The following is a 26,536-nucleotide window of genomic DNA, read 5'->3' as shown; positions in this document are numbered from 1 at the left end:
ATGTCGATCAAGAATCCTCCGGCAGTCCGAGAGCCCAGCCGAGGCGACAAGTCCACTGGTGGCATCCACGCACTGGCCACGAGGAAGGCTATGCTCCGGCTGCTGCCCATCCTGTGCCTCGCCTACTTCATGTCCTATGTGGACCGCACCAATATCGCGATGGCGAAGACGCACCTGCAGGCGGATGTCGGCATCAGTGTCGCCGCATTCGGTCTGGGAGCCGGACTGTTCTTCATCACCTACGCTTTCCTCGAGGTTCCCAGCAACCTCATCATGTACCGCGTCGGGCCTCGTCGGTGGATCTTCCGCATCGCGGCGAGCTGGGGAACGGTCACCGCACTGATGATGTTCGTGACCAACGACTTCACCTTCTACCTCTTGCGCATGCTCCTTGGTGCGGCTGAGGCGGGTCTGTTCCCGGCGATGATGTTCATGATCACGCAGTGGTTCGCGCAGAAGGACCGCGCGACCGCAATCGGGTACACCTATCTTGCCGCTACCCTTGGGATGTTCTTCGGAGCTCCCTTGGGCGGTGCCCTGATGGGTATGCAGGACACGGCGGGGCTCCATGGTTGGCAGTGGATGTTCCTCGTCGAGGGCCTGCTGACCATCCTCGTGGGGCTAGTCGTCCTGTTCATGCTGCCGGACAAGCCTCAGAAAGCGGACTGGCTGAGTCAGGAGGAGGCCGATGCTCTCACGGAGGCGGCGACCGGCGGTGATGAGGCGCATGAACGGCATTCGCTCAGAGGCAATTTCAAAGTCGCCTTCGGGCGCCCGTTCATCCTGCTCGTGGGGCTCATCTACTTCCTCAATCAGGTCACGAACAACGGTGTGACTTTCAACGTCCCCTCCATCATCGAGGAGATGAACATCAGCAGCAGCTTCACCATCGGTCTACTCAGTGGAGTTACTGGAATCGGTGGCACGGTGGGTGTCCTCGTGATTCCCCGAATCGCGAAGCGATACACCAACGAGTCCGCCATCATCGGAATCCTCGCCATTGGCTGTGCCGTCGCCGCAGCGGCATTTCTAATGACCTCCTCGCCCGTGCTTCGGATCATCCTGATCGGTGTTCTCGGCTTTCTGTTCATCGGAACTCTCCCGCTTTTCTGGTCTGTGGCGATGCCGCGGATGACCGGCCTCATGGCAGCGGCCGGCCTGGCGTTCATCAACACCGTCGGGCTCACCGGAGGATTCGTCGGACCCTACGTCTTTGGTCTGGCGGAGACCGCGTCGGGTACTCCGACCACCGGGTTCTGGATCATCATCGGAGTCTCCATAGTCGGTGGCCTGCTGTCTATCGCACTCGGACGGGCCCTGAAGAAGGAGGACCAGGTGATGGCAAAGGAGGCCGCCCAGGCGGCGAAGACCGGGACGACGTTCCGGCAGGCGGACGTGAACGATCGGCTCGTCCGTGACGGCGAGATCCTCGAGGAGGACAAATGAGTGACATGACCAGAGAACCCGAGCTCGGCTTTCCGCTGTCGGCGATCCCCGGCTTCTACGCCGCGGAAATGCCCGACACGGTCGTGGTGGAGGCGGGCGGACGCTCGCTTACCTGGCAAGAGCTGGAGGAGGGGAGCAACCGGGCTGCCCGTGGCCTCACAGCACGCGGGGCGGAACCGGGACGTATCGTCTCTATCCTTCTGCCGAACTCCACTGACCTCATTCTCGCAGTGTTCGCCTGCTACAAGGCCGGGGCTAGCCCACAGGTGCTCTCACCGAGGATGACAGCGCGTGAGCTGTCCGCAATTCTCGACCTCGGGGAACCGGCTGCGGTCATCGTTCCCGAAGGAGCGGGAGCTCTCGCCGGGGCCAGTGCAGTTGCCACCCTTGCCGAACTGTCCACGGCATGGTCGGCAGAGGCAGTTGAGGCGCAGACCGCGAAGTCCTGGAAGGCCCCGGTCTCCGGAGGCTCCACCGGGCGTCCGAAGATCATCATGTCCGGTCGCGAGGCGGTGACCGCGGAGGCCGACCAGACCTTCTGGGGAGTCGGACCGCGCGAGCGATCGTTGATCACCGCCCCGCTGTTCCACAACGCCCCATTGAGCGTGACACTGTGCACGGTCTTCCGCGGTGGAACCGTCTGCCTGCTGGATCGGTTCGACGCCGAGGGGACGCTGGCGGAGAGTGACCGGTTCGCCGCCACCTGGATCTACCTGGTCCCGACCATGATGCGCCGTATCCTCGCCTTGCCCGTGGACATCCGCGAGTCCTACTCGCTGTCGTCGGTGAGGTCATTCTGGCACTGTGCCGAGCCGTGCCCGGCCTGGCTGAAGCGGGAGTGGATCGAGTGGCTCGGTGCCGAGCGCCTCTGGGAACTCTACGCTGGTACCGAGGCGGAGGCTGGATGCACGATCCGTGGTGACGAATGGCTCAACCATCCTGGGTCAATCGGGCAGGTGACCTGGGGTCGAATGGTCCTGCTGGACGACGACGGCAACCAGATCCAGGACCCCGGAGTGCCCGGCGAAGTGTACATGCGTCCCGAGGACGGCATGCCGGCGACGTACCGCTACATCGGTGCGGAACCGAGGACGCACAACGGTTGGTCGTCCCTGGGCGACGTCGGGCACTTCGATGAGGACGGATACTTGTACCTGCACGACAGGCGGTCCGACATGGTCACCGTCGGTGGAGTGAACATCTACCCCGCCGAGGTTGAGGCGGCCATGATGGAGCACCCGGACGTGCTGACTGCCGTGGTTATCGGCTTGCCCGATGACCGCGCGGGCAACCGGCTGCACGCCATCATGAACACCACGGGGACACGGATCGATGACGAGCAGCTGCTCGGGTTCCTGACGTCCCGGTTGTCACGTAACAAGGTCCCGCGGACATTCGAGACCGTCGGTGAACAGCTTCGTGACGACGCAGGGAAGGTTCGGCGTCCGGCGCTGCGCTCCGCACGGCTCGCCGCAGTGTCCGTCGGCGCCGCTGGGACGGAGGGATTGGCGTCATGACCGCCTCCGAGCTCTTCGACATCTCCGACCGGACCATCCTGGTCACCGGTGGTGCACGCGGCATCGGCAGGATGCTCGCGGAAGGACTGCTGCTCGCCGGTGCGACCGTCCTGATATCCACCCGTAAGGCGGACGCTGCGGAGGAGGCGGGGCAGGCCCTCGGCGATTTCGGCGACGTCCACGCCATCGCCGCGGACATCTCTACCGAGGACGGGTGCCGCGACCTCGCCGAGCAGGTCGCCAGCATCACCGATCACCTCGACGGTTTGGTCAACAATGCTGGTGCCACGTGGGGTGCCCCCTTCGATGACTTTCCGGCCCACGCCTGGGACAAGGTCATGGGCGTGAACGTCAAGGCCCCATTTTTGCTTGCGCAGCAGCTGCGTCCGCTACTGGAGGCCAGCAGAAAGGGCCCCTCGCGCATCATCAACATCGGGTCGATCGATGGCCTCGCCGTACCGAATTACGAGAACTACGCCTACTCCGCGTCCAAGGCCGCTGTGCATCACCTCACCAAACACATGGCGGCAACGCTGGCGCCGTCAATTCTGGTGAACTCCATCGCGCCGGGCCCCTTCCCCACGAAGATGATGAAGTGGGTGCTCGACGACCACGGCGAGGAGATGCGCAACGCCAATCCGCTCGGCAGGATCGGCCGGGCGGAGGACATCACTGCCCTGGCGACGTTCCTCCTCGCACCAGCGAGTTCCTTCATCACCGGCACCACCATTCCGCTCGACGGCGGGCTGACGTCCACCATGTCCGTCGCCATGTACAGCCCCGAGAACACCGATATCCAGGAGAACTAGACCATGAGAGAAGCAGTGGTGGTCTCGACCGCCCGAACCCCCATCGGCCGTGCCTATAAGGGCGCCTTCCACGACACCCAGGGCCAGGAGCTCGCGGGGCTGGCGATCGCCGAGGCGGTGGAGCGTGCCGGTCTCGATCCGTCGGACGTCGAGGAGGTCATCCTCGGCTGCGCGATGCAGGAGGGATCCACCGGGTACAACGTCGCACGTCAGGCCGCCTTGCGTGCCGGGCTACCGGTAACGGTGCCTGGGATGACCGTAGATCGGCAGTGTGCGTCCGGCCTGATGGCGGTAGCTACTGCTGCCAAGGAAATCATGGTCGACGGTCTGCAGGTCGCCGTCGGTGGTGGGGTGGAGTCGATCAGCCTGGTGCAGAACGAGCACCGCAACACCTACCGTGCGGTCGACCCGTGGCTCCGGGAGAACGGTCACGACGTCTACATCTCCATGCTCGAAACCGCCGAGAATGTCGCGGAGCGGTTCGGGGTCTCCCGGGAGGAACAGGACGAGTACGCGCTGGAGTCGCAGCGTCGGACCGCCGCCGCCCAGGAGGCTGGCATCTTCGACGAGGAGATCGTGCCCGCTGGCGGGCTTTCCCTCGACGAAGGCAACCGGCCCACCACCACGGCCGAGGGCCTGGCGAAGCTCAAGGCGGTGCTCCCTGACCGCGACGGCCACGCTGCCACCATCTCGGCGGGCAACGCCTCCCAACTCTCGGACGGTGCGGCCGCGGTGGTGCTCATGGAGAAGGACGAGGCGGCGCGCCGCGGGCTGGAGCCCTTGGGCACCTACCGTGGCATCGCCGTCGCAGGCTGTGAACCCGACGAGATGGGCATCGGCCCCGTGTTCGCCGTCCCCAGGCTGCTCGAGCAGCACGGGCTCAGCGTTGACGACATCGACCTGTGGGAGCTCAACGAGGCTTTCGCGTCCCAGGCGGTGTACTGCCGTGACCGGCTGGGCATTGACCCGGGGAAGTACAACGTCAACGGCGGGGCCATCGCCATCGGTCACCCCTACGGCATGAGCGGTGCGCGCATGGTGGGACATGTCCTGCGTGAGGGCCGTCGGCGCGGAGCGCGGTACGTGGTCGTGACCATGTGCATCGGCGGCGGCATGGGTGCGGCGGGGCTCCTCGAATTAGAGGGGTGAGCGGCTCAGGGAACGTATAGGGTGGAAACCATTATGACTTCGGACACCTTCGGCGTCGACTCCGTCGCCCACGACTCTTCGCGGCGCGAGATCCTCGACGCCGCTGCGGACGTCTTCGAGAGCAAAGGTTTCGACCGGGCGACGATCGACGACATCGCCGACGAGATCGGTGCGACCAAGGGCCGGGTGTACTACTACTTCCGCTCCAAGTTCGACATCTACCTCGCCGTCTACGAGAACGGGATGCGCGACGTCCGTCGCACCGTGGAGCCTTACGCCGCCACACCCGGGACCGGCGGGGAGCGTTTGACGGCGATGTGTGTGGCCCACTTGGTGAACCTCATGGAGCACCTTGGCTACCACAACGCCATTCACCAGGGAGTCCCCGGTCAGCGATTCGCCGCGTTGAAGGAACGCCAGCGTGATCTGCTCGGCACGTTGAACGGACTACGCGAGGAGTATGAGTTGATGTTTCGCCGGGTCGTCGAGGAGGGTGTGGCAGATGGTTCATTGCGCGCGGAGGACTCGCGGCTGGTCACCCGTGTGCTGCTGAGCAGCCTGAACAGCACGGCGATGTGGTTCCATCTGCGGGAGGGGCAGGATCCGGCGGAGGTTCGCGGGCTCGCGGACAAGATCGTGGCGCAGGTTCTCGTCGGCGTCGTGGTGCGGGGCTGACGGGGATGCGTAGGACGCTCGGGGCGCTGCTCGTCCTCGCCCTGGGGATGACCGCCGCGCCGGCGTGCGCCGGCACCGCCCAGCAGGACGCGCCGGTCAGGGCCCCGGTCACTGCACCGGCGGAGATCCCCACGGTGCAGGACGACGCGTCCTTCTTCAACCTGCCGGATGCCGCCACAGCTGGCGCGGCGTACGCGCCCGGTGCCCCGCTGAAGCAGCGCACCGTCCCGGCCACCACGGAGGAGTTCGACGCCCCCTTGCAGGTCACGCAGGTGCAGTACCGCACCACCGACACCCTCGGCGACCCCGCCGCCGCGGTGACCAGCGTGATCCACCCGCCGGCGTCCGTCGAACCGTCCGGCGACACGGTCATGTACGCCAGCTTCTACGATTCGATGCGTCCGTCCGACGGGCCGTCGCGTGTGCTGTCGGGCACGGTGGGCGAGGGCGGGGTGATCGTCCTTGCCGAGATCGCCTTCATCGCACCGCTGCTCGCCGCCGGGCACACCGTGGTCATGCCCGACATCCAGGGGGAACGCGGCATCTTCGCAGCCGGCCCGGAGTACGGGCAGATCATCCTCGACGGGATGCGCGCGGCGTACCGCACGCCGGACGCCGAGGTCGCCGCCGACGCCCCGCTGGCGCTCACCGGCTACTCCGGGGGGTCCATCGGTGCAGGCTGGGCGGCGATCATGGCGCAGGACTACGCCCCGGACGTCGCGGAGAACATCGTGGGCGTGGCCCAGGGCGGCACGATGGTGCGTCCCGAGCACAACCTGCGCTACGCCGGGGAGGGCAGCGGCTGGTCCGGCGTGGTCGGCATGGCGATGGTGGGACTGGCACGCGCCTACGACGTGGACATGGAGCCCTACCTCACGGACCTCGGGCGCGAGGTCTTCGAGGACCTGGACCGGGTGGCCATCGGCGAGGCGTCCGACTCCTACGAGCACCTGCGCTGGGACGAGATGATCCTGCCCGAGTACCCCGACCCCGACGCCATCCCCGAGGTCCGCCACCTGCTCGACGACACCAACATGGGTCTGCGCGACACCCCGGCGTTCCCCCAGCTGCTGGTGCAGGCCGGCGGCGGGGAGGCGGAGGACACCCCGCCGCACCCCGAGCTCGGTGACGGCGACGGGGTGATGCTCCTCGGCGATACCCGCTCACTCGCCCGGCAGTACTGCGACGACGGCACGGTGGTCGACTACCGTGAGCTGCCCCTCGGCGGGCACGGCCCCGGCGGTGTCGCCTGGGCCGCGCAGATGGTGCCGTGGGTCAACGCCCGTTTCGACGGCGTGGAGCCGACCGGCACCTGCGGGGAGGTTCCCGAGGGAAACCCGCTGGTGTGAGGCCCGCTCAGCTGGCGAGGCTGGAGTGGAAGCCGCGCAGCCGCAGCGAGTTGGAGACCACGAAGACCGAGGAGAACGCCATCGCCACCCCGGCGAGCATCGGGTTGAGCAACCCGAAGGCGGCGACGGGGATCAACGCCACGTTGTAGGCGAACGCCCAGAACAGGTTCCCGCGGATCGTGCGCAGGGTGCGCCGCGACAGGCGGATCGCGTCGACCGCGGAGCGCAGGTCGTTGTTCATCAGGGTGATGTCGGACGCCTCGATCGCCACGTCCGTGCCCGCGCCCATCGCCAGGCCCAGTTCGGCGACCGCCAGGGCGGCGGCGTCGTTGACCCCGTCACCGACCATGGCGACGTTGCGTCCCTCGGCCTGCAGCCTCTCGATGTGCCGGACCTTCTCGTCGGGCATGACCCCGGAGATGACGTTGTCCGGGTCGATGCCGACCTCCGCGGCGACGGCCTTCGCCGCCCCCTCGTTGTCGCCGGTGAGCAGCACCGGGGTGAGACCGAGCTCCTTGAGTCCGGCGACAGCCTCGGCGGAGGTCGGCTTCACCGTGTCGCGCACGGTGACGACGCCGACGACGGTGCCGTCGATCTTGACGACGACGGGCGTGCCGCCGTCCTGCTGCGCCCGCTCCACGGCGAGACGCAGTTCGTCGGGCAGGGCGTCGGACGGACGGGCGACGGTGACCGTCGAACCGTCCACCGTGCCGGTCACGCCGTGGCCGGCGGTGGTGGCGAAGTCCGTGACGGACGGGACCTCCGCGATCTCACCGTCCTGCACGGCCTGCTCGGCCGCACGGACGATCGCGCGGGCGATCGGGTGCTCCGAACCGGACTCCACCGCAGCCGCCGCGGCGAGCACGTCCGTCGTGCCGTTGGCACCGGTGGTGGTGACGTCGGAGACCGACATGACACCGGAGGTGACCGTGCCCGTCTTGTCCATCACCACCGTGTCCACGCGCCGGGTCGACTCCAGCACCTCCGGGCCCTTGATCAGCAGCCCGAGCTGAGCGCCGCGTCCGGTGCCCACCAGCAGGGCGGTGGGTGTGGCCAGTCCGAGGGCGCAGGGGCAGGCGATGATCAGCACCGCCACCGCGGCGGTGAACGCCGTGGCCACACCGTGGCCGAGTGCGATGTGCACGATCAGCGTTGCCACGGCGATGAGAATCACCGCCGGCACGAAGACCTGCGAGATCCGGTCGACCAGGCGCTGCACCGGGGCCTTCTTGGACTGTGCGTCGGTGACCAGCTTCGCCATCTGCGACAGCGTGCTGTCCTCACCGAGGCGGGTGACCTTGACGAGCAGGCGACCGGAGGTGTTGATCGTGGCGCCGGTGACGGTGGAGCCGACGGTGGCCTCCACCGGCACGGACTCGCCGGTGAGCATCGACTCGTCCACCGCCGATGTGCCGTCGGTGACGACACCGTCCGCCGCGATCTTCTCGCCGGGGCGCACCACGACCAGGTCACCGACCGCGAGCTCCTTGACGTTGACGCGGACCTCGGCGCCGTCGCGCAGCACCGTGGCGTCCTTCGCCCCCATGTTCAGCAGGGAGCGCAGCGCCTCGGAGGAACGCCCCTTCGCCCGGGTCTCGAACCAGCGTCCGAGCAGCAGGAACGTGATGACCACGGCGACGGACTCGAGGTAGATCTCGTCCATCGTGGAGTCCGAGGGCAGCAGGTGCATCTGCATGGTCATGCCGGGCATGCCGGCGTTGCCGAGGAACAGCGCCCACAGCGACCACAGGTAGGCGGCCGTGGTGCCCAGGCTGACCAGGGTGTCCATGGTGAATGCGCCGTGGCGCAGGTTTACCAGGGTGGCGCGGTGGAAGGGGGCGCCGCCCCAGAAGTAGACGGGCGTGACCATGGTGAGCACCGCCCACTGCCAGTTGTCGAACTGCAGTGCCGGCACCATGCTGAGCAGGACGACGGGCACGGTGATCAGCGCCGAGACGATCGTGCGCTTCTTCAGGTCCGCGGCCTCGTCGTCGCGGGCGGCCTCGGTGCGGTCGGCGGACCCGCCACCGCCGGGGCCGTCACTGTCGTCGGCACCGGCGTCCGCACTGCCCTCGTCGTTCATGGCGAAGGCGTCGTAGCCGGCGCCGCGCACCGTGTCGATGAGTGTGGTGGTGTCGGCCTTGGACGGGTCGTAGTCGACGGAGGCGGATTCGGTGGCGAAGTTGACCGTGGCGTCCACCCCGTCGAGTTTGTTGAGCTTGCGTTCCACCCGACCCGAGCAGGATGTGCAGGTCATGCCGGTCACGCCGAGGTCGAGGTGGATCACGTCGACTGGCGTGGTCTGGACTGGGTGGTTCTCGACTGGGGTGGTCATGGCTATGCCTTCACGGTGTAGCCGGCCTCGGCGACGGCGGCGGCGACCGCGTCGTCCGTCACGTCCTCGCCGGTGACGCTGACCGCGCCGGTGGGCAGGTCGACCTCGACGGAGGTGACGCCGGCGATGTCGCCGACCTCCTCCTCCACGGAGGCCTTGCAGTGACCGCAGGTCATGCCTTCGACGGTGTAGTTCTTGGTGACGGTGGCCATGGTGTTCTCCTTGCCTTCAATGTTTCTGACATCTTCGACTGTATACCCCTATGGGGTATCCGGCAAGGGGTGTGTCCGGGATCATCCGGGAATACCGCCGCCGCACACCAGGTTGACCGGACGTGACTTCGACATCAACGACTGCAACGACCGCAACTGAAACCACCGTGAACTCCCTCTTCGACCCGCTGGACGCCGGCGCACTGCACCTGAACAACCGGGTGACCATGGCCGCGCTGACCCGCCAGCGTGCCGGGGAGGACGGCAACCCCACCGACCTGCACGTGGAGTACTACCGCCAGCGTGCCAGCGCGGGACTGGTGCTCACCGAGGGCACCTTCCCCGCCTTCAGTAACCGCTCCTTCCCCGGTCAGGCCGGCATCGCCACCGACGAGCACCGCGACGGGTGGGCCCGGGTGGCCGACGCCGTCCACGCCGATGGCGGCACCCTGGTCATGCAGATCATGCACGGCGGGCGCACGTCCCACCCTGACCTGCTGCGCGGCGGCGAGCCGGAGGCACCGAGCGCACTTGGCACCGGTGGTCCGGTCCGCGGTTTCTCCGGCAAGCTCGACGGTGTGGTGCCGCGCGCCCTGGCCACCGACGAGATCCCGCGCATCATCCAGGAGTTCGTGGACGGTGCACGTCGCGCGGTGGACGCCGGCGTCGACGCCGTGGAGATCCACGGCGCGAACGGCTACCTGCTGCACGAGTTCACCGCCGCGTCCTCGAACCACCGGGAGGACGCTTACGGCGGGTCGCCGGAGAACCGGGCGCGACTGACCGTGGAGGTCGTGCGTGCGGTCGCCGAGGAGATCGGCGCGGACCGTACGGCGCTGCGCATCTCCCCGGAGCACGGTGTGCAGGGCGTGCCGGAGGACGACCGGGAGGACGTCCTGGCCACCTACGGTGCCCTGCTCGAGGGCATCCGCGACGTGGGGATCGCCTACCTGTCGGTGCTGCACGCCGACATCGACGGTGACCTGGTCGCTGAGCTGCGCGCGCGTTTCGGCGGGGCGTTCCTGCTCAACAGCGGGTTCGGACAGGTGACCCAGTTCGACGAGGCACGCCACATCGTCGAGGACGACCTGGCGGATGCGGCGGTTGTGGGCCGTCAGCTCATCGCCAACCCGGACCTCGTCCGGCGCTGGAAGGACGGACTGGAGCTCAACGAGCCGGACTCCTCGACGTTCTACGTGGGCGGTGCCCACGGGTACACCGACTACCCGTTCGTGGGGTAGCGCTCAGGCGGGCCCGGAATGATCTCGGTGACCCCGTGGATCATTCTGACGACCGGGTAGGGCCGGCACATTGATGTCGGGCGCCATCGACATCAAGTTGAGCCGCCCGACGCCATGCCGTGCTGCGCGCTCTACAGCGGCAGTCGGCGCACCACTGCCTGCGGCAGGTTCTTCAGGATCATCATGATCGGACGGAACAGCGGGTGGATCCAGATCACCGGCTTGCCACCGTCCACACCCGCGGCGACGGCCTTGGCGGCGTCGGTCTTGTCGACCGTCAGCGGGGCGTCGTCCAAGGCGGCGGTCATGTTCGTGCGCACCTGGCCCGGGCGCACGGTCAGCACCTTCACCCCGGTGCCACGCAGCGCCTCGCCGAGCATGCGGTAGAAACCGTCCACTCCGGCCTTGGTGGAGCCGTAGACGAAGTTCGAACGGCGCACCATCTCACCGGCGACGGAGGAGAACACCACGATCTGACCGTGGCCCTGCGCCTTCATGTGGTTGGACAGCAGCACGCCCACCGACACCGCGCCGGTGTAGTTGACCTGCGCGGCCAGCACGGCCTGCTTCTGGTCGTTCCACTGCACCTCGTTGTCGCCGAGCACACCGAAGGCCACCACGGCCAGGTCGATGTCCCCACCGGCCCAGATCTCGTCGAAGACCCCCGGGTGGGAGTCGAAGTCGGTGGCGTCGAAGTCGACGGTCTCCACGGAGGAGGCACCGGCGGACTCCATGCGTCCCACGGCCGAGGACAGCTCCTCGCCCGGGCGTGCGGCCAGCACCACGCGTGCCGGACCGCGGGTGAGGAACTCCTCGACCACGGCCAGGCCCATGTCGGACGCGCCGCCGAGCAGCAGGATGGACTGGGGTTTACCCACAGCGTTGATCATTGAAATCTCCTAGTTCAGCTCGAGGCGGCGGGACATGTCGGAGGCGAAGACACCGGTCGGGTCGATCTCCCGACGGGTCTTCAGCCAGCCGGACAGGCCGGGGTACATCTTGTGGAAGTTCTCCGCGGACGTGCGGGACTCCTTGGCCAGGTACAGCCGGCCACCGAACTCCATGACCCGCTGGTCGAGCTTGTCCAGGAAGTCGCCCAGGCCCGGACGGATCGGGAAGTCCACGCACACGTTCCAGCCCGGCATCGGGTAGCTCAGCGGTGCACGGTTGCCCTCGCCGAAGAGCTTGAACACGTTGAGCGCCGAGTAGTGGCCGGACTTCTGGATGTCGCGGATGATGTCCTTGAACGGCTCCACGGCCTCGGTCGGCACCACGAACTGGTACTGCAGGAAGCCCTTCGGGCCGTAGCCACGGTTCCACTCGCCGATGAGGTCCAGCGGCTGGTAGAACTGCGTGAGGTTCTTGATCTGGTTCTTCGCCGGTGCGCCCATGGTGTAGTACGCCAGGCCCACGGCCGACAGGGTCAGCTTGTTCAGGGTGAAGGACGGGAAGACGTCCGGCACGGTCATCAGCTGCGGGGCGTTGAACTTCAGCGGGTCCGCCGCCAGCTTCGGGGCGTACTCCTTGAGCTGGTCCAGGGTGGCCAGGGAGCCACGGGAGATCGTGGCGCGGCCCAGCTTCGGGGCCGGGGAGATGCAGTCGAACCACGCCGAGGAGTAGGTGTAGTTGACCTCGGAGCCGTCGGAGTGCGCGGCGATGGTCTCGTCGAGGGTGTCCGTCCGGTCGGTGTCCGCCAGGAAGTAGGCGGTCTCGGTCTTGGTCATCCGGATGGTGGCGCGCAGGATGATGCCGGTCAGGCCCATGCCACCCACGGTGGCCCAGAACAGGGTGCCGTCCGGGTCGTCCGCGGAGCCCTCGGGCTCGATGTGCAGCACGCGACCGTCGGCGACGAGCAGTTCCATGGACACCACGTGGTCGCCGAAGGAGCCGGCGGAGTGGTGGTTCTTGCCGTGGATGTCCGGGCCGATGGCGCCGCCGATGGTGACCTGGCGGGTGCCGGGCAGGACCGGGACCCACAGGCCGGACGGCAGGGCCGCCTTCATCAGCTGGTCGAGGGTCACGCCGGCGTCCACGTCGACCAGGGCGGTGTCCGGGTCGATGGAGTGGATGCGGTTGAGCTGCTGCATGTCGATGACCAGCCCACCGCCGTTCATGGCGGGGTCGCCGTAGGACCGGCCCATGCCGCGGGCGATGACGCCGCGCTTGAGGTGGTCGGGCTTGTCGGCGTTGTCGTCGGCGACCTGCGCGACGGCTGCGGAGATGATGTCGACATCAGGGGTGGCGAGGACCTCGGCCGAGGTGGGCGCGGTTCGTCCCCACCCGGTGAGCGTCCGGGTGTGCGTCTTCAGTTCCATGATGACCACCCTACCGCCGGGGGAGGCCGATCCATGTCATAGTTGGGGCATGGGTCGGCTCGAAGGTACACAGGGTGTGGCGTGGGTCGCACAGGAGTGGGAGTCTGCGCGGGGTATGCATTCCCGCGGTGAACTGGGGGAAGAGCCCTACCTGCGCAGGTGTGGGGAACTGTCGGATTCCCTGGGAAGTTCCCGTGAAGATGAGGAGCTGCGCTACCGGATTGACCTGCTGCGTTGTCTGGAGGGGGAGGCGCTGGACCGGCGCGACACCGTGGACCTGCTCCCGGCGCTGTGGACGATGTACCGCAACGACCCCGCGCGTTTCCCCTCCCACCCGGACGCGACGGGTGGCGGCACAGACGGCACAGGCGACACGGACGGCCTGCCGAACCTCTTCGAACTGCTCTGGCAGGAGGTCGTGCTCAGCGCCGCGCAGCGTCCCGACGTCGACCGGGAGCACCTCGATCACCTCGCCGGACTGGCGGTGGACGCCCTGCGTGAGCTGGGAAGTTCGCCGGAGGACGTCGCCGAGGCGTCGGTGCGTGTCCTGCTTTCCCTCGGCCGGTTGGACGAGGCGCAGGCGTTGCTCGACGACCTGCCGGAGCCCGTGCTGCCCGCGGAGCCGACGTGGGCCCAGGCGCACCGGCACCAGCGCGACCTCGACGTGCGCGGCATGGTGGCGTTGCAGCGCGGTGAGCTGGACGTCGCCGCGGCGATCGTCGAGGCGATGGAGAACGCCCCCGAGGCGCACGTGCAGCCCACGGTGATGCTGGCGGAGTCGCTGATCCCCCTGTCCGGGGTGGTCGCCCCGGAGGTCACCGCCGCCCGCGCGGCGTTCGTCGCCGACCGGTCGGTGGGTTCCCCGGAGCTGTCGGACGCGCTGCTGCAGGTCGCCGAGTACCTCGCGGTCTTCGGTCACGAGGCCCACGCCCTGGGACTGCTGGACCGCATGCTGCCGACGCTGGCGCTGCACCGTCGGGACCCGGAGGCCGACGTTCACCTGCTCGAGGGCCTGCACACGGTGTACGCCGCGGCGGCGGCCGCCGGCCACGGGTCGGTGCGTCCGCAGTTCGCCGGGCTGCCGGCGGTGGTGGACTGGCTGGCCGTTGCCGGGGAGCGGGCCGGCGGCGGCACGGTCGCGGGCCTGGCGCGCTGGACGGGGGAACGGGCACGCCGCGCTGCGTCCGCCCTGGACGCCCGCAACGGCAACGACGTGGAAACGACGGTGGGTCTGGGCCTGCACCGGGTACCGGAGGGTGCCGCCGCTCAGCCCCAGCCGCTGCCGGCGTCCGCCGCCCTGTCGGTGACACCGGCGGTGGTCCCCTCGCAGGAGGCGGCGTTGCCGTCGTGGGTGGAGGACGCCTGGCTGCACCTGCCGCGGGAGGTCGCCGACTGGCGCGGCGAGGTCAGCGGGGTGTTCTCCCCGGAGATCCCCGTCGCCGGCCCGGTGGACCTCGAGTCCCTGGGCGCCGGCGACACGGTCGCGGCGTTGATGCTCTACTCGATGCTGGGTCTGGAGGAGGCGGTGCAGGCCGCGGTCGACCGGTTGGCCGAACTCGCCGACGGGCTGGACCCGCGCTTCGACCTGGGTGTGCACCGGGACCTGGTGGAGGAGCTGCTGCGCCGTTACGACGCCCGCGTGCTCGAGGAGTACGGGGACGACGAAGACGACGATGTAGACGACGGAGACGACGGAGACGACGAAGAGTACGACGCCGAGGCGTCCGACGCGTCCGACACCCCTGCGGCGCTGAGGGAGCTGGACGAGCTGCTGCGTGCGCGCCAGCGCACCCAGGACGAGGTGGAGGACTCCGGTGCAGACCCGGTCACCATCCTCGCCGCCCGGGTGGGCACCGTCGCCGGGCTGTGGCAGGGCTCCGGCCCGCTGGTGCGCCGGGTGATCGAGCAGGACGTCCTGATGGGTGGGGTGTACCCCGACCAGGTGGCGCTGCGCCTGGCGCTGCGCGCCGTCCGGCAGGTCACGCGCCTGGTGCCCCGGTCACTGCCGGAGGTCGGTTCCGCACTGCTCGCCGGCATCGCCGAGCAGGCGGGTCAGGACGGGCAGGACGATCCGGGCGTTCCGGCGCTCGTGGCACAGGTGGCGCACTACGTCGCCGGGGTGGCGTTGAGCCTGCCTGCCCCGCCAGTCGGGCCAACGGCGATGCTCGCCGGGGAGGAGGCGCCGGAGCTGCTCGACGAACTGCTGTCCCTGGGTGTCGCGTTGTCCGGACACGGTGCGTTCCACGAGGCGCTGGCCGTGTACGAGCGGTGCCTCCGTGCCGTCACCGGTGGCGAACACGGTGAACACGGTGCTGCGCCCGAGGACGCCGCGACGATGCGCATCCACCTCCTCGCCGCCCGCGGGGAGACCCTCGCCAAGCTCGGCAACCACCGGGCCGCGGCCGGGGCCTTCGCCGAGGCGTCCGACAGCGCCCAGTTCCGGGAGCAGTGGGAGGCCGCCGCGGAGTACCAGGTCAACTGCGTGTCCTCGCTGCTCGACGACCGTGACTACCCGCGCGCCGCCTTCGTGCTGGAGAGCGTCGACGACATCGAGGGGCTGGACTGGATGCGTTTCCCCCACGCCTCCTTCCGCCGCGAGGTCGAGGCCACCCGGCTGGCCAGCGCGCTGGTCGGGGAGAACTTCGCCCGCGACTGGCCGGGCCAGGTCGAGCGGCTGAAGGACGCCTACCGCGCCTTCCACGCGGCGGCGAGTGCCGGCGGTGCCGGGGCGTCCGACGCCTCGCAGGAGGGCCAGGACGGGCCGGGGATGTCGCCGCAGGAACTGGGCCTGCGCGCCGCCGGTGACCTCGTCGACCAGGTGCTGGCGGTCAACCGGGGTCTGGTGCACACCGACCGGGTGGACGAGGCGCTGGCGCTCACCGCGTGGGCGGCCGGGGAGGCCAAGGACGCCGAAGGGCGGTTCGTGCAGGCCCGGGCGTCGGCACGGGTGCAGGCACACTCGGACAGTGCGGTGGAGTCCGCGCGTCTGGAGGCGTTGACCGAGGAGGCGCTGCTGCTGCACGTCGCCGGACGTGACGACGAGGCGCTGCTGGTCTTCGAGTCCGTGGCCCAGCAGGCGCGCCGGGCGGGGGCGGACTGGCTGCTCGCCGCGGTCACCCACCGGCTCGAGGCCGCCGCACACTACGGCGGGGACACCGGGGTGCGTGAGCGCTACTCCGCGCTGCTCGCCGACGTCACGGGTGCAGGTGCCGGAGCCTAGAGTTCCATGACCTCGCGCACGGTCTCGGGCAGTTCGGCGACGCAGGTGATCGTCGGCCCGTCGTAGTCGCGCAGCTCCTGGTTGATGATGCGCCGGCTGGTGGAGTCCAGCACGGGCATCTCCTGGGCGAGCAGACGCACCATGAACTCGTTCAGCGGCGCCTCGGAGTGGCTGGCGGCCTCGTAGCTGTCGTCGGCACCGGTGCCGCCGACCACGCTGGTCTGGGCGCGCGACCCCTTGGTCCCGGCGGGCTGGCCGTCGGTGGCTTTGGCGATGTTGCGCCGCATCTGGGTCTTCGCGCGGTCTCTTCCGAACATGGGCCCAGCGTACCGCGCCGCCCGCCGCAGGCCCTGAGCGTGGCCAGTGTGTGGCGAGTGTGTGGCCGGAGTGTGGCTGGAGCGTGCCGTTCATGTCCGGGTGCTGTTCTACACTCGGTGCCAGGAACGTACCCGCGAAAAGTAGAGCGCGTAAGAGCGAAGGAGCACCATGGGCAGGTCAGCACGGCCACTGTCGTCGAGGGAATTCCGGATCGTCGCCGCCACCACACTGGGCTACTACCTGGTGCGCGACGTGGTGAAGCGCACCTGGCCCCGCCGGATCGGGCAGGCGGCGGTCGTGGCCACCGGCGCCGGTCTGATTCTGGCCGAGGAATGGGAGGCCCTGTCGGACGCCGAGCGCGAGCAGCTCGCCACCGGTGTTGCTGACCTGCGCGGGTCGTTGGACGCCGGCCCGGTGCCCGGCACCGTCACGTTGGTGGCGGGCAGCACCGTGGCCGTCGGCGTTGGCGCCTGGGTGAACGGCAAACTGGACGCCGCGGGCGCGGCGGTGGTCACCGCCGTGGGCGGACGGATCCCGCTGGTGGGCGGACTGTTCCGTGCCCTGCCGTCGACGACCTACGGTGCCGCGCAGCTCGGCGTCCTGTACGTCCTGAACGAGCGGGCGCGCGGATGACGGCCGCGACGGGGACGTCACAGTCGGGGCAGGCCGGCGGCACGCGTGCGCAGGATCCGCCGGTGATGGTCGCCGCGACGGTCGGCGAGGTCACCGCGGTGTGGCAGGTGGAGGTCGACGCCCGGGTGCTGCTCGGCGACTTCAGCGGCGCGTGGCTGGTGGACTCCGACGGGGTGCAGGGTTTCGCCGCGGACGCCGACTGGATCGAGGGCCGCGACGACCGGGACACGGTGCTCTCCCTGTTGCTGCGCCACCCGGTGTTCCTGGCCGAGGGGACAGCGCTGGACGGTGCTGACGGTGTGCGCACCGTGGACGTCGAGGCGACCGTGCAGGCGGTGCGCGCCGGGGTGGAGCGCAACCGTGCGGACTTCGCCGAGGCGAACCCGGGGAAGCGTCAGCCGTCCTGGGGCGACGCCGACGACATCGTCTTCGAGGTCACCGAGTCGCACGCAGTCCCCGGGGCGGCCCTGCCGCAGGGCCTCGAGGGCGACGCGGCCACGGCGGTCGTGCGCTGCATGGCCACCGCCCGGGCGGTGCGCGGGCTCGTCCGCAGCTGGAACAGTGTGGAGAAGCTGCGCGTGCAGCGTCTCGGCGGGGAGTTGCGGGCCCTGCCGCTCGTGCTGAACTGACCCCATTACTCCGGCGGCAGAGCGTCGGCAACGTCGCTACCCTTGGGTGGCATGAACGCACGGCATGCTCCCCGGACGGACCGCACACGCGGCCCGGCGGCCGGTGACGGCCTTGCCGCGGTCCTGCGTCTGCCCACCCTCCCGCTGCTGGACGATGAGCCCGCCGAACCGACCACCCTGCTCATCCTGGCGGAGTACCACCGCCCGTCGGCGGGTTTCCACACCCGGGCGTTGGGGCTGAACGACCGGCTGTCCGTCGCTGAGACGGTGCGCGCCGTCCTCGTCGCCTTCGACTGGCCGGGTGCCACCGGGATGCTCGACGACCCGGACGCCGGACCGGCATGGTCGCTGCAGGCGCGCCGCAGTGACCGGCTGCGTGTCTACAGCCGGACCGCCGGGCCGATCGGCACGCCGCTGGGTGAGGCGCTGGGGCGTGACGGCACCGCGACCCTGCTCGCCGACGACGTGGTGCTCACCCTCACCACCGCCGGGGCGATGACCCGCGACGAGCACACGCCCGACGCGGTCTGCCTCGCCGGCGACTTCGTGCCCGAGTCGCGCGGTGACCCGGGCGGGGTGGGGCGCACGGTCGCCGCGGACGCACTGGTCTTCGACACCACCTCCGAGTCGACGGAGGGCCCGGGTTTCCCACGCGACGTGGACCTCGCCGCGGTCAACGTCGCGCTGACCGGGGAGGAGACCGTTGAGGAGATCCTCGACGGGCTGGCCCCGGAGCTCCGTGAGCTGCTGCTGGCGGGGGACCTCTACGAGTTCACGCCCCTGCTGCAGGCCCTGGACCTGGGGCGTCCGGCGCAGGTGCCGGAGTTCGCCAGGGCCGCGTTGGACGGGGTGCCCGCCGAGTCGACGCCCGTGGGACGGGCCGCGGCGTGGGCCAGGATCGTGGCGCTGTCGACGTTGTCCGACCGGGCGACCGCCGGGGAGATCTCCGAGATGCTCATGGCGGCCCTGGGGTTCACCCGCGCCGACGCCGACATCGCGCCGGGCGGTGGCCGGCTGTCCACCGACCCGCTGAATGCGGCGGAGATCAGGACGCTGTCCGCGGCGACGGGATGGACGTTGGCGTCCTGTGGTGCCGGGGCCGGGGAGGACTCCCGTGCGGTGGTGACACCGCTGGTGCCACGCCGCAGCCTGCTGGAACGTCTCGAGATGTACCGCTACCTCCTGCAGCGTCACGAGGGTTGAGCCGACACGGCGGGGGTGTCGGTGAGGTTTCGCAAATCACCGCTGTGCCAGTAGCGTATGTCCGATAAGTCTCCGAACACATGAACAGAGAGGACGCCCGTCGTGACCGACGCCATCGCCGAACAGCCGGGCTCCGCCGCGGACGAGCCGGGTGAGCCGGGAGGGTCGGGCAACGGCACTGGCCGGCTGTCCACCGCCGACCGCTACCGGCGCCTCCTCCGGCAGTTCCTGAAGTTCGGCATCGTCGGGGCGTCCGGCGTGGTGGTGAACTCGGCGGTGGTCGTGGTGCTGAACAAGACCACCCAGTGGCTGTGGGACTTCGACGGCCACCACGCCTTCGCCAACCTCTTCGGCACCCAGTTCCACATCCGCTGGTACCACGTGTTCTCGGTCCTGGCGTTCATCGTCGCCAACCTGTGGAACTTCAACCTGAACCGCCGGTGGACGTTCCGCACGTCCGGCAAGTCGAACTGGTTCCGCGAACTGGTGCCGTTCATGCTCGTCGGATTGGGTGGACTGCTGGTCTCCCTGCTGGTGCAGACGGCGCTGATCAACCCGGAGTCGCCGGTGGCGTTGTCCCGGGAGATCTGGGACGGTTCCACGGGACTGCGTGACCCGATCTACTGGGGCAACCTGCTGGGCGTGTGCTTCGCCATCCCGGTGAACTTCCTGGTCAACAAGCTGTGGACCTTCCGGGCCGCGCGTGAGCACTACATACCGACGCAGGTGACGCCGCTGCCGGGAAAGGACGAGAAGTGACGGAGAAGCAGGAAGTCCCGGTGCCCGGGGAGGTCGAGCGTCTGACGTTGAAGACCCAGCTGTTCCGGTTCATCATGACCGGTGTGGTCGGCGCGGTCGTCGACTTCGGCAGCACCTACCTGCTCTACCTGCTGGGCCTGGGGGACGGTACGTCGAAGACCGTCGGTTTCGTGCTGGGCACGCTCACCGCGTACCTGATCAACCGCCGGTGGACCTTCCAGGCGGAGCCGTCGGTGAAGCGGTTCGTGGTCACGATGATCGCCTACCTGGCGACCTATGCGGTGCAGGTCAGCCTGTACACGCTGAGCATCCCGTGGCTGGAGGACATGGACCTGGACCGGTTCTGGGTGCGTGCGATCAGCTTCGTGATCGCGCAGGGCACCGCCACGGTGCTGAACTTCATCATCCAGCGTTGGGTGATCTTTCGTAGCTGAGCGGACGGTCGGCTTCGCCACTGGGGGGGGGGGGGGGGCACTGCGAAGAGGAGGTCGTGGCGATTTCCGTGCCGAAGGATGCTCATAGTGAAGTAAAGAATGCTGTTGGCTATGCTATCTGGGGAGTAGTTGTGGTCCGAGACGTGAAACTATTCTCGGCCGGCCAAATAGAAATGGAGTCACTAAATAATGGGTAAAGTAACTTATTCCGACATGTTCGATGTCCCCGCTTCTCCTTGTGGTGACTCTCGTATTGATGAGATTGAAAAGAATATCGGGAGACGACTACCGAAATCGTACCGGGAGCTGATCAAATCGACCGGTGGGGGCATCGTCAGCAGCGAAGCGGCAAAGTTGCCGATGAGGAGCGTCAGGGATCCTGACGAGGACGCCTGGTTTCTTGACCGGATCTACGGGAATGGCTCCCTCCGGGACGGAGACGGTGAGGACATCGCACTGGATTCACCGTACCTGCGTGGCCTTATCCATGAGTACGGAATTAGTGACAAGCTTCTTGTGTTCTGTGAGCTGGAAGGCGGTCTCGACGAGTGCTTGGCCATCAACTACGGCATGCTGCGATATCCACCGCATTCCATTATCCTCGTCGATTCGGAGGTAGGTAAGACCAAGCTTGTGGCACGGTCTTTCTCCTCATTTCTCAACCGACTCCGCGAAGAGGAGGAACCAGAATGGCTAATACGAAGTAAACTGAGGGCTAAGTCCGGCGAGTTCTCTGAAGAGTTGCGTCAGGTTATGGACGTATCATGCCTTACGAGCGAGGTTCTCCGTGAGCAAGCGCGACGCGTTGTTAAGGAGCAAGATAACTTTGTCCTTCGAGGGGAGGATGAAGGTTATGTCATGCGGGATATTCTCTTTCTTGGCATGTCACAGTTTCGGCAGATATGCGATAAAAAAGACTACGTCGAAGATCCCGTGGAGGGCCCGAGCTACATCAGTATGTTCGGCCTGGTCGGCGAGGAGGACGACGACGAACGTTTTGGGCCCGGAATCTGTAGCCCGCTTTTCGAGTACAAGTGGTGGGATAAGAGGGCTGAGGAGGGAAAGATCGTCTCCACGGAGCACGGATACAAGTTCGCTGACTGGTACGAGGCCGAGGTAGTGATGAAGGTAGATGAGTTGTCAGGAAAGTAGTTCCACCGTCAACTACCCCTGAACGAAGCGCACGGTAATTACTCGGAAGGTCATTGATGTTCGGATTCGGTAAGAAGAAGTCACAGTCAAGCACAAGCCAGGAACCGGCCCCGCGCCCGGCACAGTCAACCGCGGAGCCGGTCGGTGATGTCACCCCGGGTGCTGTTGATGCTGCTGCTGCAACGAAGGCTGTTCAGCTCGTCGCTTCTGGTGCGGGCCTGACCGCCGTGAGTGACGGAACCACCAGACTGTGGTTGCAGTCAGCGGCTCTCGGGCTGGATGAGCTGGACCTGGGTGGCATCGACCTGCGCATCGATGTCTCTGGTTCGTCAGAGTCTCCGCTGGCCCATGATGCGGTGATGGATTGGCACGGCACCCTCGATGATCTGGATCCGATTGATATCCAGCGGGTGGTCAACACGTGGAATGACAGTTTCGTGGCCCCGCGGGTGTTCTCCTACGAGGACAGCCAGGGCCACACTCGGGTGCGCGGTGAGATGATCACGAACTGGTGGGAGGGGCACACCGTCGCCCAGCTCGACGAGTACCTGCGTGCCGTCGTTTTCGGTGCGATGAACCTGAACCAGTGGCTCGACGAGCAGTGGCCTGACGCTGTCCGGCAGCTACCCGACACCGAAGCTAGCCCCGGAGGGGTAGCACTGACTGGGCAACCCCAGGATATCGCTGCCACAGAGAAGATGGCCGCCCAGTTCATCATTCCTGGCAACGCCTTCGGGTTCGTCTTTGGTGACACTGCACCGGTGACGCCGCAGCGTATCACCGAAGACTTCGCGTCGCGGTCCGGGCAGCTTTCACGGGTCGATGAGGACGGGGTGCTGCGGATCCGCTGGGGTCAGCCGGCGGTGGATATTGCCGTCAACGGTGACGTGCTCAGTGTGTCGTCCAGTGCTGAGGTGATGCTCGCCGACCCGGAGAACGCGGATCCGCTGTTACCGGTGGCGTGGAGGTGGTCGACGAACCGGGCGGGTGCGGTGGTCGTCGTGCATCGCAATGCGGATGGGTCGACCTCGGTGATTTACGCGCTGCATCAGTTTGTTGGTGCGGGGATGACCGACCGGCAGTTGTCGGCGACGATGTCTCAGACCTGCGAGTTGGTTGCGGACTGCATGATGGGGCTGGCCGACGAGATCACTGGCTGATTTCATTCCTGCATTCACAGGAGAGGGTCCCATGCCTCCGGAGCTGAACCCCGGGTACGGCAGTTTGTAGAGGGGAATGCAGCGTGGCGGATGGGCTACGGCCGGCGTGGTGGACCGCGACCGGCGGACGGCGTCGCGGACGCCGTGCTCGGTCAGGAAGGGGGTGCTGACGAGGACGGAGGTTCTGTCGTACGGCAGATCTCTTCCCAGTCCTGGGGATAGGCGAGCGTCTGGTCGCCGCTCTTATGGGGTTTGCCGACCACAATTTGGCCGGCGGAGTCACTGATCCTGGAACGAGTGGACTCGGCATTCCGGAATTGAGTGTTGGAGTCTGCATCGCTGAGTTCTGGTGTGACCGTGATCTTTGAGTCCGGGTCTGTGGTCGTGGTGCCGACCTCTGAAACATCCCAGGAAACAGGCTCGGACGGTGCCGGGTCCCCGAGTACGAAAGTGAATGCGCCGGAGGCCGGTTCCGCAGGCGTGTACTCGGCGATGGTGGTGCCGTCCGAGGCTACGGTGACCCCCTCGATCTCCTCGCCGCAGGTATTGACGAAGACGGTCAGCCGCCCTGATTCGTCCTCCATCGTCCCGGAATCCCCAACGAAGGTCGATTGGCCGCATGCTGCCAGCGGGAGAAGCGCAAGCGTGGGAACGAGGAGTTTCCTGCGGTACACGGGTGATCATCCTTGATTCGGGTTGACACTGTTTCTGTCCACCGTACGGTGTCGAACGCCGCGTGGCGGCGAGACTGTGGCGGGCAGCCTACGGCCGGAAGAACTTCTCCCCGCGACCCTTCGCCTGCAGTGCCAGCCAGTCGCGGAAGCCCTTCACGTCGCGTCGCTGCACCAGGAAGAACCAGCCGAAGCGTGCGTATTCCTGCGGCAGCAGCCGGCGCATGCCGGGCTGGTTCATCAGGAAACCGCGGTTGCGGTAGGTGAAGTAGCGCTTCGTGTCGTTGTCCGGGTACTGGGTGTGCATCCGTCCGCCGAGGATCGGCTTGAACTCGTCGGCGCCGTCGGGGTGCAGGTAGGACGTCGTCAGGCAGGTGCCGAACGGCAGGCCCGAGCGCACCAGCCGACGGTGGTACTCGACCTCGTCGCCGCGGATGAACAGGCGGTAGTCGGGCACACCGATGACCTTCATCGTCTCGGCGCTCACCAGTGCACCGTTGAAGAGGCTCGCGATGCCGGGCAGGAAGTCGCCCTGCAGTTCGTGCAGGTAGCGTCGCCACACCACGCCCTGGCGCAGGGGGAAGGCCAGTCGTTCCGGCTCGTCGATGTTGCACACGGCGGGGGAGACCTCGGCCAGCCCGTGGGACTCGGCGACGTCGTAGAGGTTCTCCAGGACGTGGTCGTCGGCGGGACGCCCGTCGTCGTCGGCGCACCACACGGCGTCCACGCCGAGGGAGAGGGCGGTGAGGAAGCCCAGGGCGAAGCCGCCGGCGCCGCCGAGGTTCGTCTTCGAGGGGACGTACACGGCGCGGTCGCCGGCGAGCTCCTCGAGCAGGACGCGCACCTCGTCCTGGTCGCCGTTGTCGACGACGATGACCTTGTCGACCGGGTGCGTCTGCCCGCAGACGATGGCGAGGGAGTTGCGCAGGAGCGCGACGCGTCGGTGGGTGACGATGACTGCTGCGGTGGTCCCGTCGCGGTGGAGCTGAGCTGCTGACGGCATGGGGGTCTGCATGGATGTCATTGTGCCACGCGGTCGCCGTCGAACCGGGGTCGGCGCGGTCGGAAGAAAATAGCTAACCTGGTTGAACTAACCACGACCGGCAGATCCACCGCACCACTGACCCGGTGCAGGACAGGAAGTGACCCCATGGACCCCACGGAACCTATGGACACGTTGGACCCCGCCGCGACGCGACCACGCATCGCCGTGGTCGGCGCGGGCGTCAGCGGACTGACCGCCGCCCACGAACTGTCCACCCGAGCGCAGGTCACCCTGTACGACGCCGACGACCGGGCCGGCGGCCACGCCGACACGACCACGGTCACCACCGCCGGTGGCGAGGTGAACGTGGACACCGGCTTCATCGTCCACAACGACCGCACCTACCCGGTGCTGACCCGGCTCTTCGACGAGCTGGGGGTGCGCACCCGGCCGGCGGAGATGTCCCTGTCGGTGCGGGCCGACGACGCGCACGGTGGCGCGGGGCTGGAGTACGCCGGCGCCCGCGGCGCCGCCGGGCTCTTCGGCGACCGGCGCAACCTGCTGCGTCCGGCGTACCTCCGGATGCTCGGGGAGGTCCTGCGTTTCCACCGCCGGGCCCGCCGGCTGCTGGCGGTGGACGCAGGGACCTCAGAGGAACAGACCCTGACCCAGTTCCTGCACGAGGGCGGTTTCTCCGACTACTTCGTGCGGCACTTCATGACGCCGCTGGTGGCCACGGTGTGGTCCTGCGACCCGGACACCGCGGGCAGCTACCCGGCGCGGTACCTGTTCACCTTCCTCGACCACCACGGCATGCTGCAGGTGTTCGGCTCGCCGCAGTGGCGCACGGTCGTCGGCGGGTCACGCGAGTACGTCCGGCGCGTCACCGCGGTGGTCGCCGGACGTGGCGGGGAGGTGCTCACGGGCACGTCCGTCACCGGTGTGCGGCAGGACGCCGGGTCGGTCGTCGTCACCGTCGCCGACGGCACGTCCCGACGTTTCGACGGGGTCGTCGTGGCCACCCACCCGCAACAGGCCCTGGACATGCTGGAGGAGCCGTCGGCGGTGCAGCGGGAGATCCTGTCGGCGATCCCGTACTCGCGCAACGAGGTGCAGCTGCACACCGACACCTCGCTGCTGCCGCGGGCGGCGGGTGCGCGGGCGTCGTGGAACCACCTGGAGCGCGACGGCGGGGGCGTGGTGGTGACCTACGACATGACCCGGCTGATGCGGCTGCCGCACGCCGACGGGACCCGCTACCTGGTCACGCTGAACGCCGCGGACCTGGTCGACCCGGCCACGGTGCTGGCCACCCGCCGCTACGGGCACCCGGTGTACACGCCGTCCTCGGTGGCGGCGTCGCGTCGGGCGGGTGAGCTCGACACCGGGCGCATCGTCTTCGCCGGAGCCTGGCAGGGCTGGGGGTTCCACGAGGACGGTGCGCGGTCGGGGCACGACGCCGCGGTGCGGCTGCTGCAGGACCCGGGTGCGACCCCGCCGGCACAGCCAGCACAGCCGGCACCGCCCCAGCGTCCGGTGAACCGCGTGCTGCGGACCCGGGTGCGCCACGCGCGCACCTCCCCGCTGGTGCACCGGTTCACCAACCGCTCGTGGATGTGGCTGGTGGACCTGGACCACCTGCCGGACCACGGGGCGGCGTCGTGGTGGCGTGGCGCGTTCGTCGCCGGCGACCACCTGGGCGACCCGGGGCGCAGCATCCGCGACAACATCGTCGACCTGCTCGTCGAGCGTGGGGTGCATGCCCCGGTGGGGCGGGTGGCCATGGCGGCGATGCCGCGGGCCTGGGGCAACGGCTTCAACCCGCTGTCGGTGTTCTGGTGCGACGCCGAGGACGGTTCGCCGCTGGCCACGGTCCTGGAGGTCCGCAACACCTACGGCGGACGCCACGCCTACGTGGTGCGTCCGGATGCGGCGGGCCGGGCGCGGGCGGACAAGGAGCTCTACGTCTCCCCGTTCCACGGCACCGACGGGAGTTACCGGATCCGGGCCCCGCGGCCGGTCGACGGCCGGGTGCAGGTGGGGATCACGTTGGAGACGCCGGGCTACTCCTTCACTGCCTCGGTGCACGGGCGTCCCGCCCACGACGGCGGCCCCCGCTGGTCCGACACCGTGCGCGCGGCACCGGCGGCACTGCTCACCGCGGTGCTCATCCGGGTGCACGGCGTGTGGCTGTGGGCCCGTCGCCTCCCGGTGCAGCCTCGACCAGACAGTCACCCAGAACACCACCCAGAACACCACCCAGAACACCACCCAGAACACCACCCAGAAATCACCCGGTACACCACCCCGAACGGAGCCTGACC

23 protein-coding genes and 1 pseudogene are annotated in these 26,536 nt (G+C 68.2%); 17 read left to right on the top strand and 7 right to left on the bottom strand.

Features of this window, described 5'->3' with window-relative positions:
• From ACT3TD_RS01560 to ACT3TD_RS01535, 6 genes are read left to right on the top strand one after another with little or no spacing between them, the layout of a single operon-like run.
• Positions 1–1,446 carry an MFS transporter gene (locus ACT3TD_RS01560; protein ID WP_301443079.1) on the top strand — a complete coding sequence of 482 codons (1,446 nt, stop codon included), beginning with the start codon at positions 1–3 and terminating at the stop codon, positions 1,444–1,446.
• 5 nt (positions 1,447–1,451) lie between these two features.
• Complete coding sequence (locus ACT3TD_RS01555) at positions 1,452–2,963, top strand: AMP-binding protein (RefSeq protein WP_441578801.1); 1,512 nt, start codon at positions 1,452–1,454, stop codon at positions 2,961–2,963.
• On the top strand, positions 2,960–3,772 hold the full coding sequence (locus tag ACT3TD_RS01550) for an SDR family oxidoreductase (RefSeq protein WP_441578800.1): 813 nt from the start codon (positions 2,960–2,962) through the stop codon (positions 3,770–3,772). Before ACT3TD_RS01555 ends, ACT3TD_RS01550 begins: the two co-directional genes overlap by 4 nt.
• A 3-nt stretch (positions 3,773–3,775) precedes the next feature.
• A complete protein-coding gene (locus ACT3TD_RS01545; RefSeq protein WP_301443043.1) occupies positions 3,776–4,921 on the top strand; it encodes an acetyl-CoA C-acyltransferase in 1,146 nt (381 codons plus the stop codon).
• Between the two features lie 33 nt (positions 4,922–4,954).
• On the top strand, positions 4,955–5,596 hold the full coding sequence (locus tag ACT3TD_RS01540; protein ID WP_301443042.1) for a TetR/AcrR family transcriptional regulator: 642 nt from the start codon (positions 4,955–4,957) through the stop codon (positions 5,594–5,596).
• 5 nt (positions 5,597–5,601) lie between these two features.
• Positions 5,602–6,945 carry a lipase family protein gene (locus ACT3TD_RS01535; RefSeq protein ID WP_444614754.1) on the top strand — a complete coding sequence of 448 codons (1,344 nt, stop codon included), beginning with the start codon at positions 5,602–5,604 and terminating at the stop codon, positions 6,943–6,945.
• Positions 6,946–6,952: 7 nt separating this feature from the next.
• Here the strand turns inward: ACT3TD_RS01535 and ACT3TD_RS01530 are convergent, their stop codons facing one another.
• Positions 6,953–9,280 carry a heavy metal translocating P-type ATPase gene (locus ACT3TD_RS01530; protein ID WP_301443040.1) on the bottom strand — a complete coding sequence of 776 codons (2,328 nt, stop codon included), beginning with the start codon at positions 9,278–9,280 and terminating at the stop codon, positions 6,953–6,955.
• A 2-nt stretch (positions 9,281–9,282) separates the two neighbouring features.
• A complete protein-coding gene (locus tag ACT3TD_RS01525; RefSeq protein ID WP_301443039.1) occupies positions 9,283–9,492 on the bottom strand; it encodes a cation transporter in 210 nt (69 codons plus the stop codon).
• 167 nt (positions 9,493–9,659) lie between these two features.
• Between ACT3TD_RS01525 and ACT3TD_RS01520 the strand changes: the two genes are divergently transcribed.
• On the top strand, positions 9,660–10,733 hold the full coding sequence (locus ACT3TD_RS01520) for an alkene reductase (protein ID WP_301443046.1): 1,074 nt from the start codon (positions 9,660–9,662) through the stop codon (positions 10,731–10,733).
• Between the two features lie 131 nt (positions 10,734–10,864).
• On the opposite strand, the gene ACT3TD_RS01515 is transcribed toward ACT3TD_RS01520, so the two are convergent.
• Both ACT3TD_RS01515 and ACT3TD_RS01510 read right to left on the bottom strand, forming a co-directional pair.
• On the bottom strand, positions 10,865–11,623 hold the full coding sequence (locus ACT3TD_RS01515; protein WP_441578797.1) for a decaprenylphospho-beta-D-erythro-pentofuranosid-2-ulose 2-reductase: 759 nt from the start codon (positions 11,621–11,623) through the stop codon (positions 10,865–10,867).
• Positions 11,624–11,632: 9 nt separating this feature from the next.
• Complete coding sequence (locus ACT3TD_RS01510) at positions 11,633–13,048, bottom strand: FAD-binding oxidoreductase (protein ID WP_301442635.1); 1,416 nt, start codon at positions 13,046–13,048, stop codon at positions 11,633–11,635.
• Positions 13,049–13,163: 115 nt separating this feature from the next.
• On the opposite strand from ACT3TD_RS01510, the gene ACT3TD_RS01505 reads away from it, so the two are divergent.
• Entirely contained in the window at positions 13,164–16,268 is a 3,105-nt protein-coding gene (locus ACT3TD_RS01505; RefSeq protein ID WP_441582254.1) for a hypothetical protein, read from the top strand.
• Here ACT3TD_RS01505 and ACT3TD_RS01500 read toward each other — a convergent pair.
• Positions 16,265–16,585: a hypothetical protein gene (locus tag ACT3TD_RS01500; RefSeq protein ID WP_301442633.1), complete on the bottom strand. Its 321-nt coding sequence runs from the start codon at positions 16,583–16,585 to the stop codon at positions 16,265–16,267. The genes ACT3TD_RS01505 and ACT3TD_RS01500 overlap by 4 nt on opposite strands.
• 169 nt (positions 16,586–16,754) lie before the next feature.
• On the opposite strand from ACT3TD_RS01500, the gene ACT3TD_RS01495 reads away from it, so the two are divergent.
• The 7 genes from ACT3TD_RS01495 to ACT3TD_RS01465 all read left to right on the top strand — a co-directional run bounded on the left by ACT3TD_RS01495 (position 16,755) and on the right by ACT3TD_RS01465 (position 22,556).
• Positions 16,755–17,219, top strand: coding sequence for a hypothetical protein (locus ACT3TD_RS01495; RefSeq protein ID WP_301442632.1), 465 nt, complete (start codon positions 16,755–16,757; stop codon positions 17,217–17,219).
• Positions 17,216–17,848 carry an N-acetylglucosamine-6-phosphate deacetylase gene (locus ACT3TD_RS01490; RefSeq protein WP_301442631.1) on the top strand — a complete coding sequence of 211 codons (633 nt, stop codon included), beginning with the start codon at positions 17,216–17,218 and terminating at the stop codon, positions 17,846–17,848. Before ACT3TD_RS01495 ends, ACT3TD_RS01490 begins: the two co-directional genes overlap by 4 nt.
• Before the next feature lie 51 nt (positions 17,849–17,899).
• Positions 17,900–19,051 (top strand): hypothetical protein, encoded by a 1,152-nt coding sequence (locus ACT3TD_RS01485; protein WP_301442630.1) that lies wholly within the window; start codon positions 17,900–17,902, stop codon positions 19,049–19,051.
• A gap of 102 nt (positions 19,052–19,153) precedes the next feature.
• Positions 19,154–19,810, top strand: a complete 657-nt coding sequence (locus ACT3TD_RS01480) for a GtrA family protein (protein WP_441588291.1) — start codon at positions 19,154–19,156, stop codon at positions 19,808–19,810.
• Positions 19,807–20,244 carry a GtrA family protein gene (locus tag ACT3TD_RS01475; RefSeq protein WP_301442629.1) on the top strand — a complete coding sequence of 146 codons (438 nt, stop codon included), beginning with the start codon at positions 19,807–19,809 and terminating at the stop codon, positions 20,242–20,244. Before ACT3TD_RS01480 ends, ACT3TD_RS01475 begins: the two co-directional genes overlap by 4 nt.
• Positions 20,245–20,457: 213 nt before the next feature.
• Positions 20,458–21,396, top strand: coding sequence for an SMI1/KNR4 family protein (locus ACT3TD_RS01470; RefSeq protein WP_441578795.1), 939 nt, complete (start codon positions 20,458–20,460; stop codon positions 21,394–21,396).
• A 56-nt stretch (positions 21,397–21,452) separates the two neighbouring features.
• Positions 21,453–22,556 (top strand): hypothetical protein, encoded by a 1,104-nt coding sequence (locus ACT3TD_RS01465; RefSeq protein ID WP_301442627.1) that lies wholly within the window; start codon positions 21,453–21,455, stop codon positions 22,554–22,556.
• 152 nt (positions 22,557–22,708) lie between these two features.
• Here ACT3TD_RS01465 and ACT3TD_RS01460 read toward each other — a convergent pair whose 3' ends face one another.
• Together ACT3TD_RS01460 and glfT1 are read right to left on the bottom strand one after the other, a co-directional pair.
• Positions 22,709–23,140 (bottom strand): hypothetical protein, encoded by a 432-nt coding sequence (locus tag ACT3TD_RS01460; RefSeq protein WP_301442626.1) that lies wholly within the window; start codon positions 23,138–23,140, stop codon positions 22,709–22,711.
• A 178-nt stretch (positions 23,141–23,318) separates the two neighbouring features.
• Positions 23,319–24,242 carry a galactofuranosyltransferase GlfT1 gene (glfT1, locus tag ACT3TD_RS01455; RefSeq protein WP_441578794.1) on the bottom strand — a complete coding sequence of 308 codons (924 nt, stop codon included), beginning with the start codon at positions 24,240–24,242 and terminating at the stop codon, positions 23,319–23,321.
• A 153-nt stretch (positions 24,243–24,395) separates the two neighbouring features.
• On the opposite strand from glfT1, the pseudogene ACT3TD_RS01450 reads away from it, so the two are divergent.
• Together ACT3TD_RS01450 and ACT3TD_RS01445 are read left to right on the top strand one after the other, a co-directional pair.
• Positions 24,396–25,709: pseudogene (locus tag ACT3TD_RS01450) on the top strand (NAD(P)/FAD-dependent oxidoreductase); the annotation flags it as partial.
• Between the two features lie 39 nt (positions 25,710–25,748).
• The gene (locus ACT3TD_RS01445; RefSeq protein WP_441578808.1) at positions 25,749–26,534 is read left to right on the top strand and encodes a DUF1365 domain-containing protein; all 786 of its coding nucleotides are present in this window, start codon (positions 25,749–25,751) and stop codon (positions 26,532–26,534) included.
• Positions 26,535–26,536 lie beyond the last annotated feature (2 nt).

Origin of the sequence: Corynebacterium sp. AOP36-E1-14, from assembly GCF_052377495.1 — a bacterium.
Lineage (GTDB): Bacteria > Actinomycetota > Actinomycetes > Mycobacteriales > Mycobacteriaceae > Corynebacterium.
This window is presented reverse-complemented; position numbering and strand designations above follow the sequence as displayed.

Excerpts from the sequence above, each read along its gene's own strand:
- ACT3TD_RS01560 (WP_301443079.1), top strand. The coding sequence starts at position 1 with ATGTCGATCAAGAATCCTCCGGCAGTCCGAGAGCCCAGCCGAGGCGAC.
- ACT3TD_RS01555 (WP_441578801.1), top strand. The coding sequence starts at position 1,452 with ATGACCAGAGAACCCGAGCTCGGCTTTCCGCTGTCGGCGATCCCCGGC.
- ACT3TD_RS01550 (WP_441578800.1), top strand. The coding sequence starts at position 2,960 with ATGACCGCCTCCGAGCTCTTCGACATCTCCGACCGGACCATCCTGGTC.
- ACT3TD_RS01545 (WP_301443043.1), top strand. The coding sequence starts at position 3,776 with ATGAGAGAAGCAGTGGTGGTCTCGACCGCCCGAACCCCCATCGGCCGT.
- ACT3TD_RS01540 (WP_301443042.1), top strand. The coding sequence starts at position 4,955 with ATGACTTCGGACACCTTCGGCGTCGACTCCGTCGCCCACGACTCTTCG.
- ACT3TD_RS01535 (WP_444614754.1), top strand. The coding sequence starts at position 5,602 with ATGCGTAGGACGCTCGGGGCGCTGCTCGTCCTCGCCCTGGGGATGACC.
- ACT3TD_RS01530 (WP_301443040.1), bottom strand. The coding sequence starts at position 9,280 with ATGACCACCCCAGTCGAGAACCACCCAGTCCAGACCACGCCAGTCGAC.
- ACT3TD_RS01525 (WP_301443039.1), bottom strand. The coding sequence starts at position 9,492 with ATGGCCACCGTCACCAAGAACTACACCGTCGAAGGCATGACCTGCGGT.
- ACT3TD_RS01515 (WP_441578797.1), bottom strand. The coding sequence starts at position 11,623 with ATGATCAACGCTGTGGGTAAACCCCAGTCCATCCTGCTGCTCGGCGGC.
- ACT3TD_RS01510 (WP_301442635.1), bottom strand. The coding sequence starts at position 13,048 with ATGGAACTGAAGACGCACACCCGGACGCTCACCGGGTGGGGACGAACC.
- ACT3TD_RS01505 (WP_441582254.1), top strand. The coding sequence starts at position 13,164 with ATGCATTCCCGCGGTGAACTGGGGGAAGAGCCCTACCTGCGCAGGTGT.
- ACT3TD_RS01500 (WP_301442633.1), bottom strand. The coding sequence starts at position 16,585 with ATGTTCGGAAGAGACCGCGCGAAGACCCAGATGCGGCGCAACATCGCC.
- ACT3TD_RS01495 (WP_301442632.1), top strand. The coding sequence starts at position 16,755 with ATGGGCAGGTCAGCACGGCCACTGTCGTCGAGGGAATTCCGGATCGTC.
- ACT3TD_RS01490 (WP_301442631.1), top strand. The coding sequence starts at position 17,216 with ATGACGGCCGCGACGGGGACGTCACAGTCGGGGCAGGCCGGCGGCACG.
- ACT3TD_RS01485 (WP_301442630.1), top strand. The coding sequence starts at position 17,900 with ATGAACGCACGGCATGCTCCCCGGACGGACCGCACACGCGGCCCGGCG.
- ACT3TD_RS01470 (WP_441578795.1), top strand. The coding sequence starts at position 20,458 with ATGTTCGATGTCCCCGCTTCTCCTTGTGGTGACTCTCGTATTGATGAG.
- ACT3TD_RS01465 (WP_301442627.1), top strand. The coding sequence starts at position 21,453 with ATGTTCGGATTCGGTAAGAAGAAGTCACAGTCAAGCACAAGCCAGGAA.
- ACT3TD_RS01460 (WP_301442626.1), bottom strand. The coding sequence starts at position 23,140 with ATGGAGGACGAATCAGGGCGGCTGACCGTCTTCGTCAATACCTGCGGC.
- glfT1 (WP_441578794.1), bottom strand. The coding sequence starts at position 24,242 with ATGCAGACCCCCATGCCGTCAGCAGCTCAGCTCCACCGCGACGGGACC.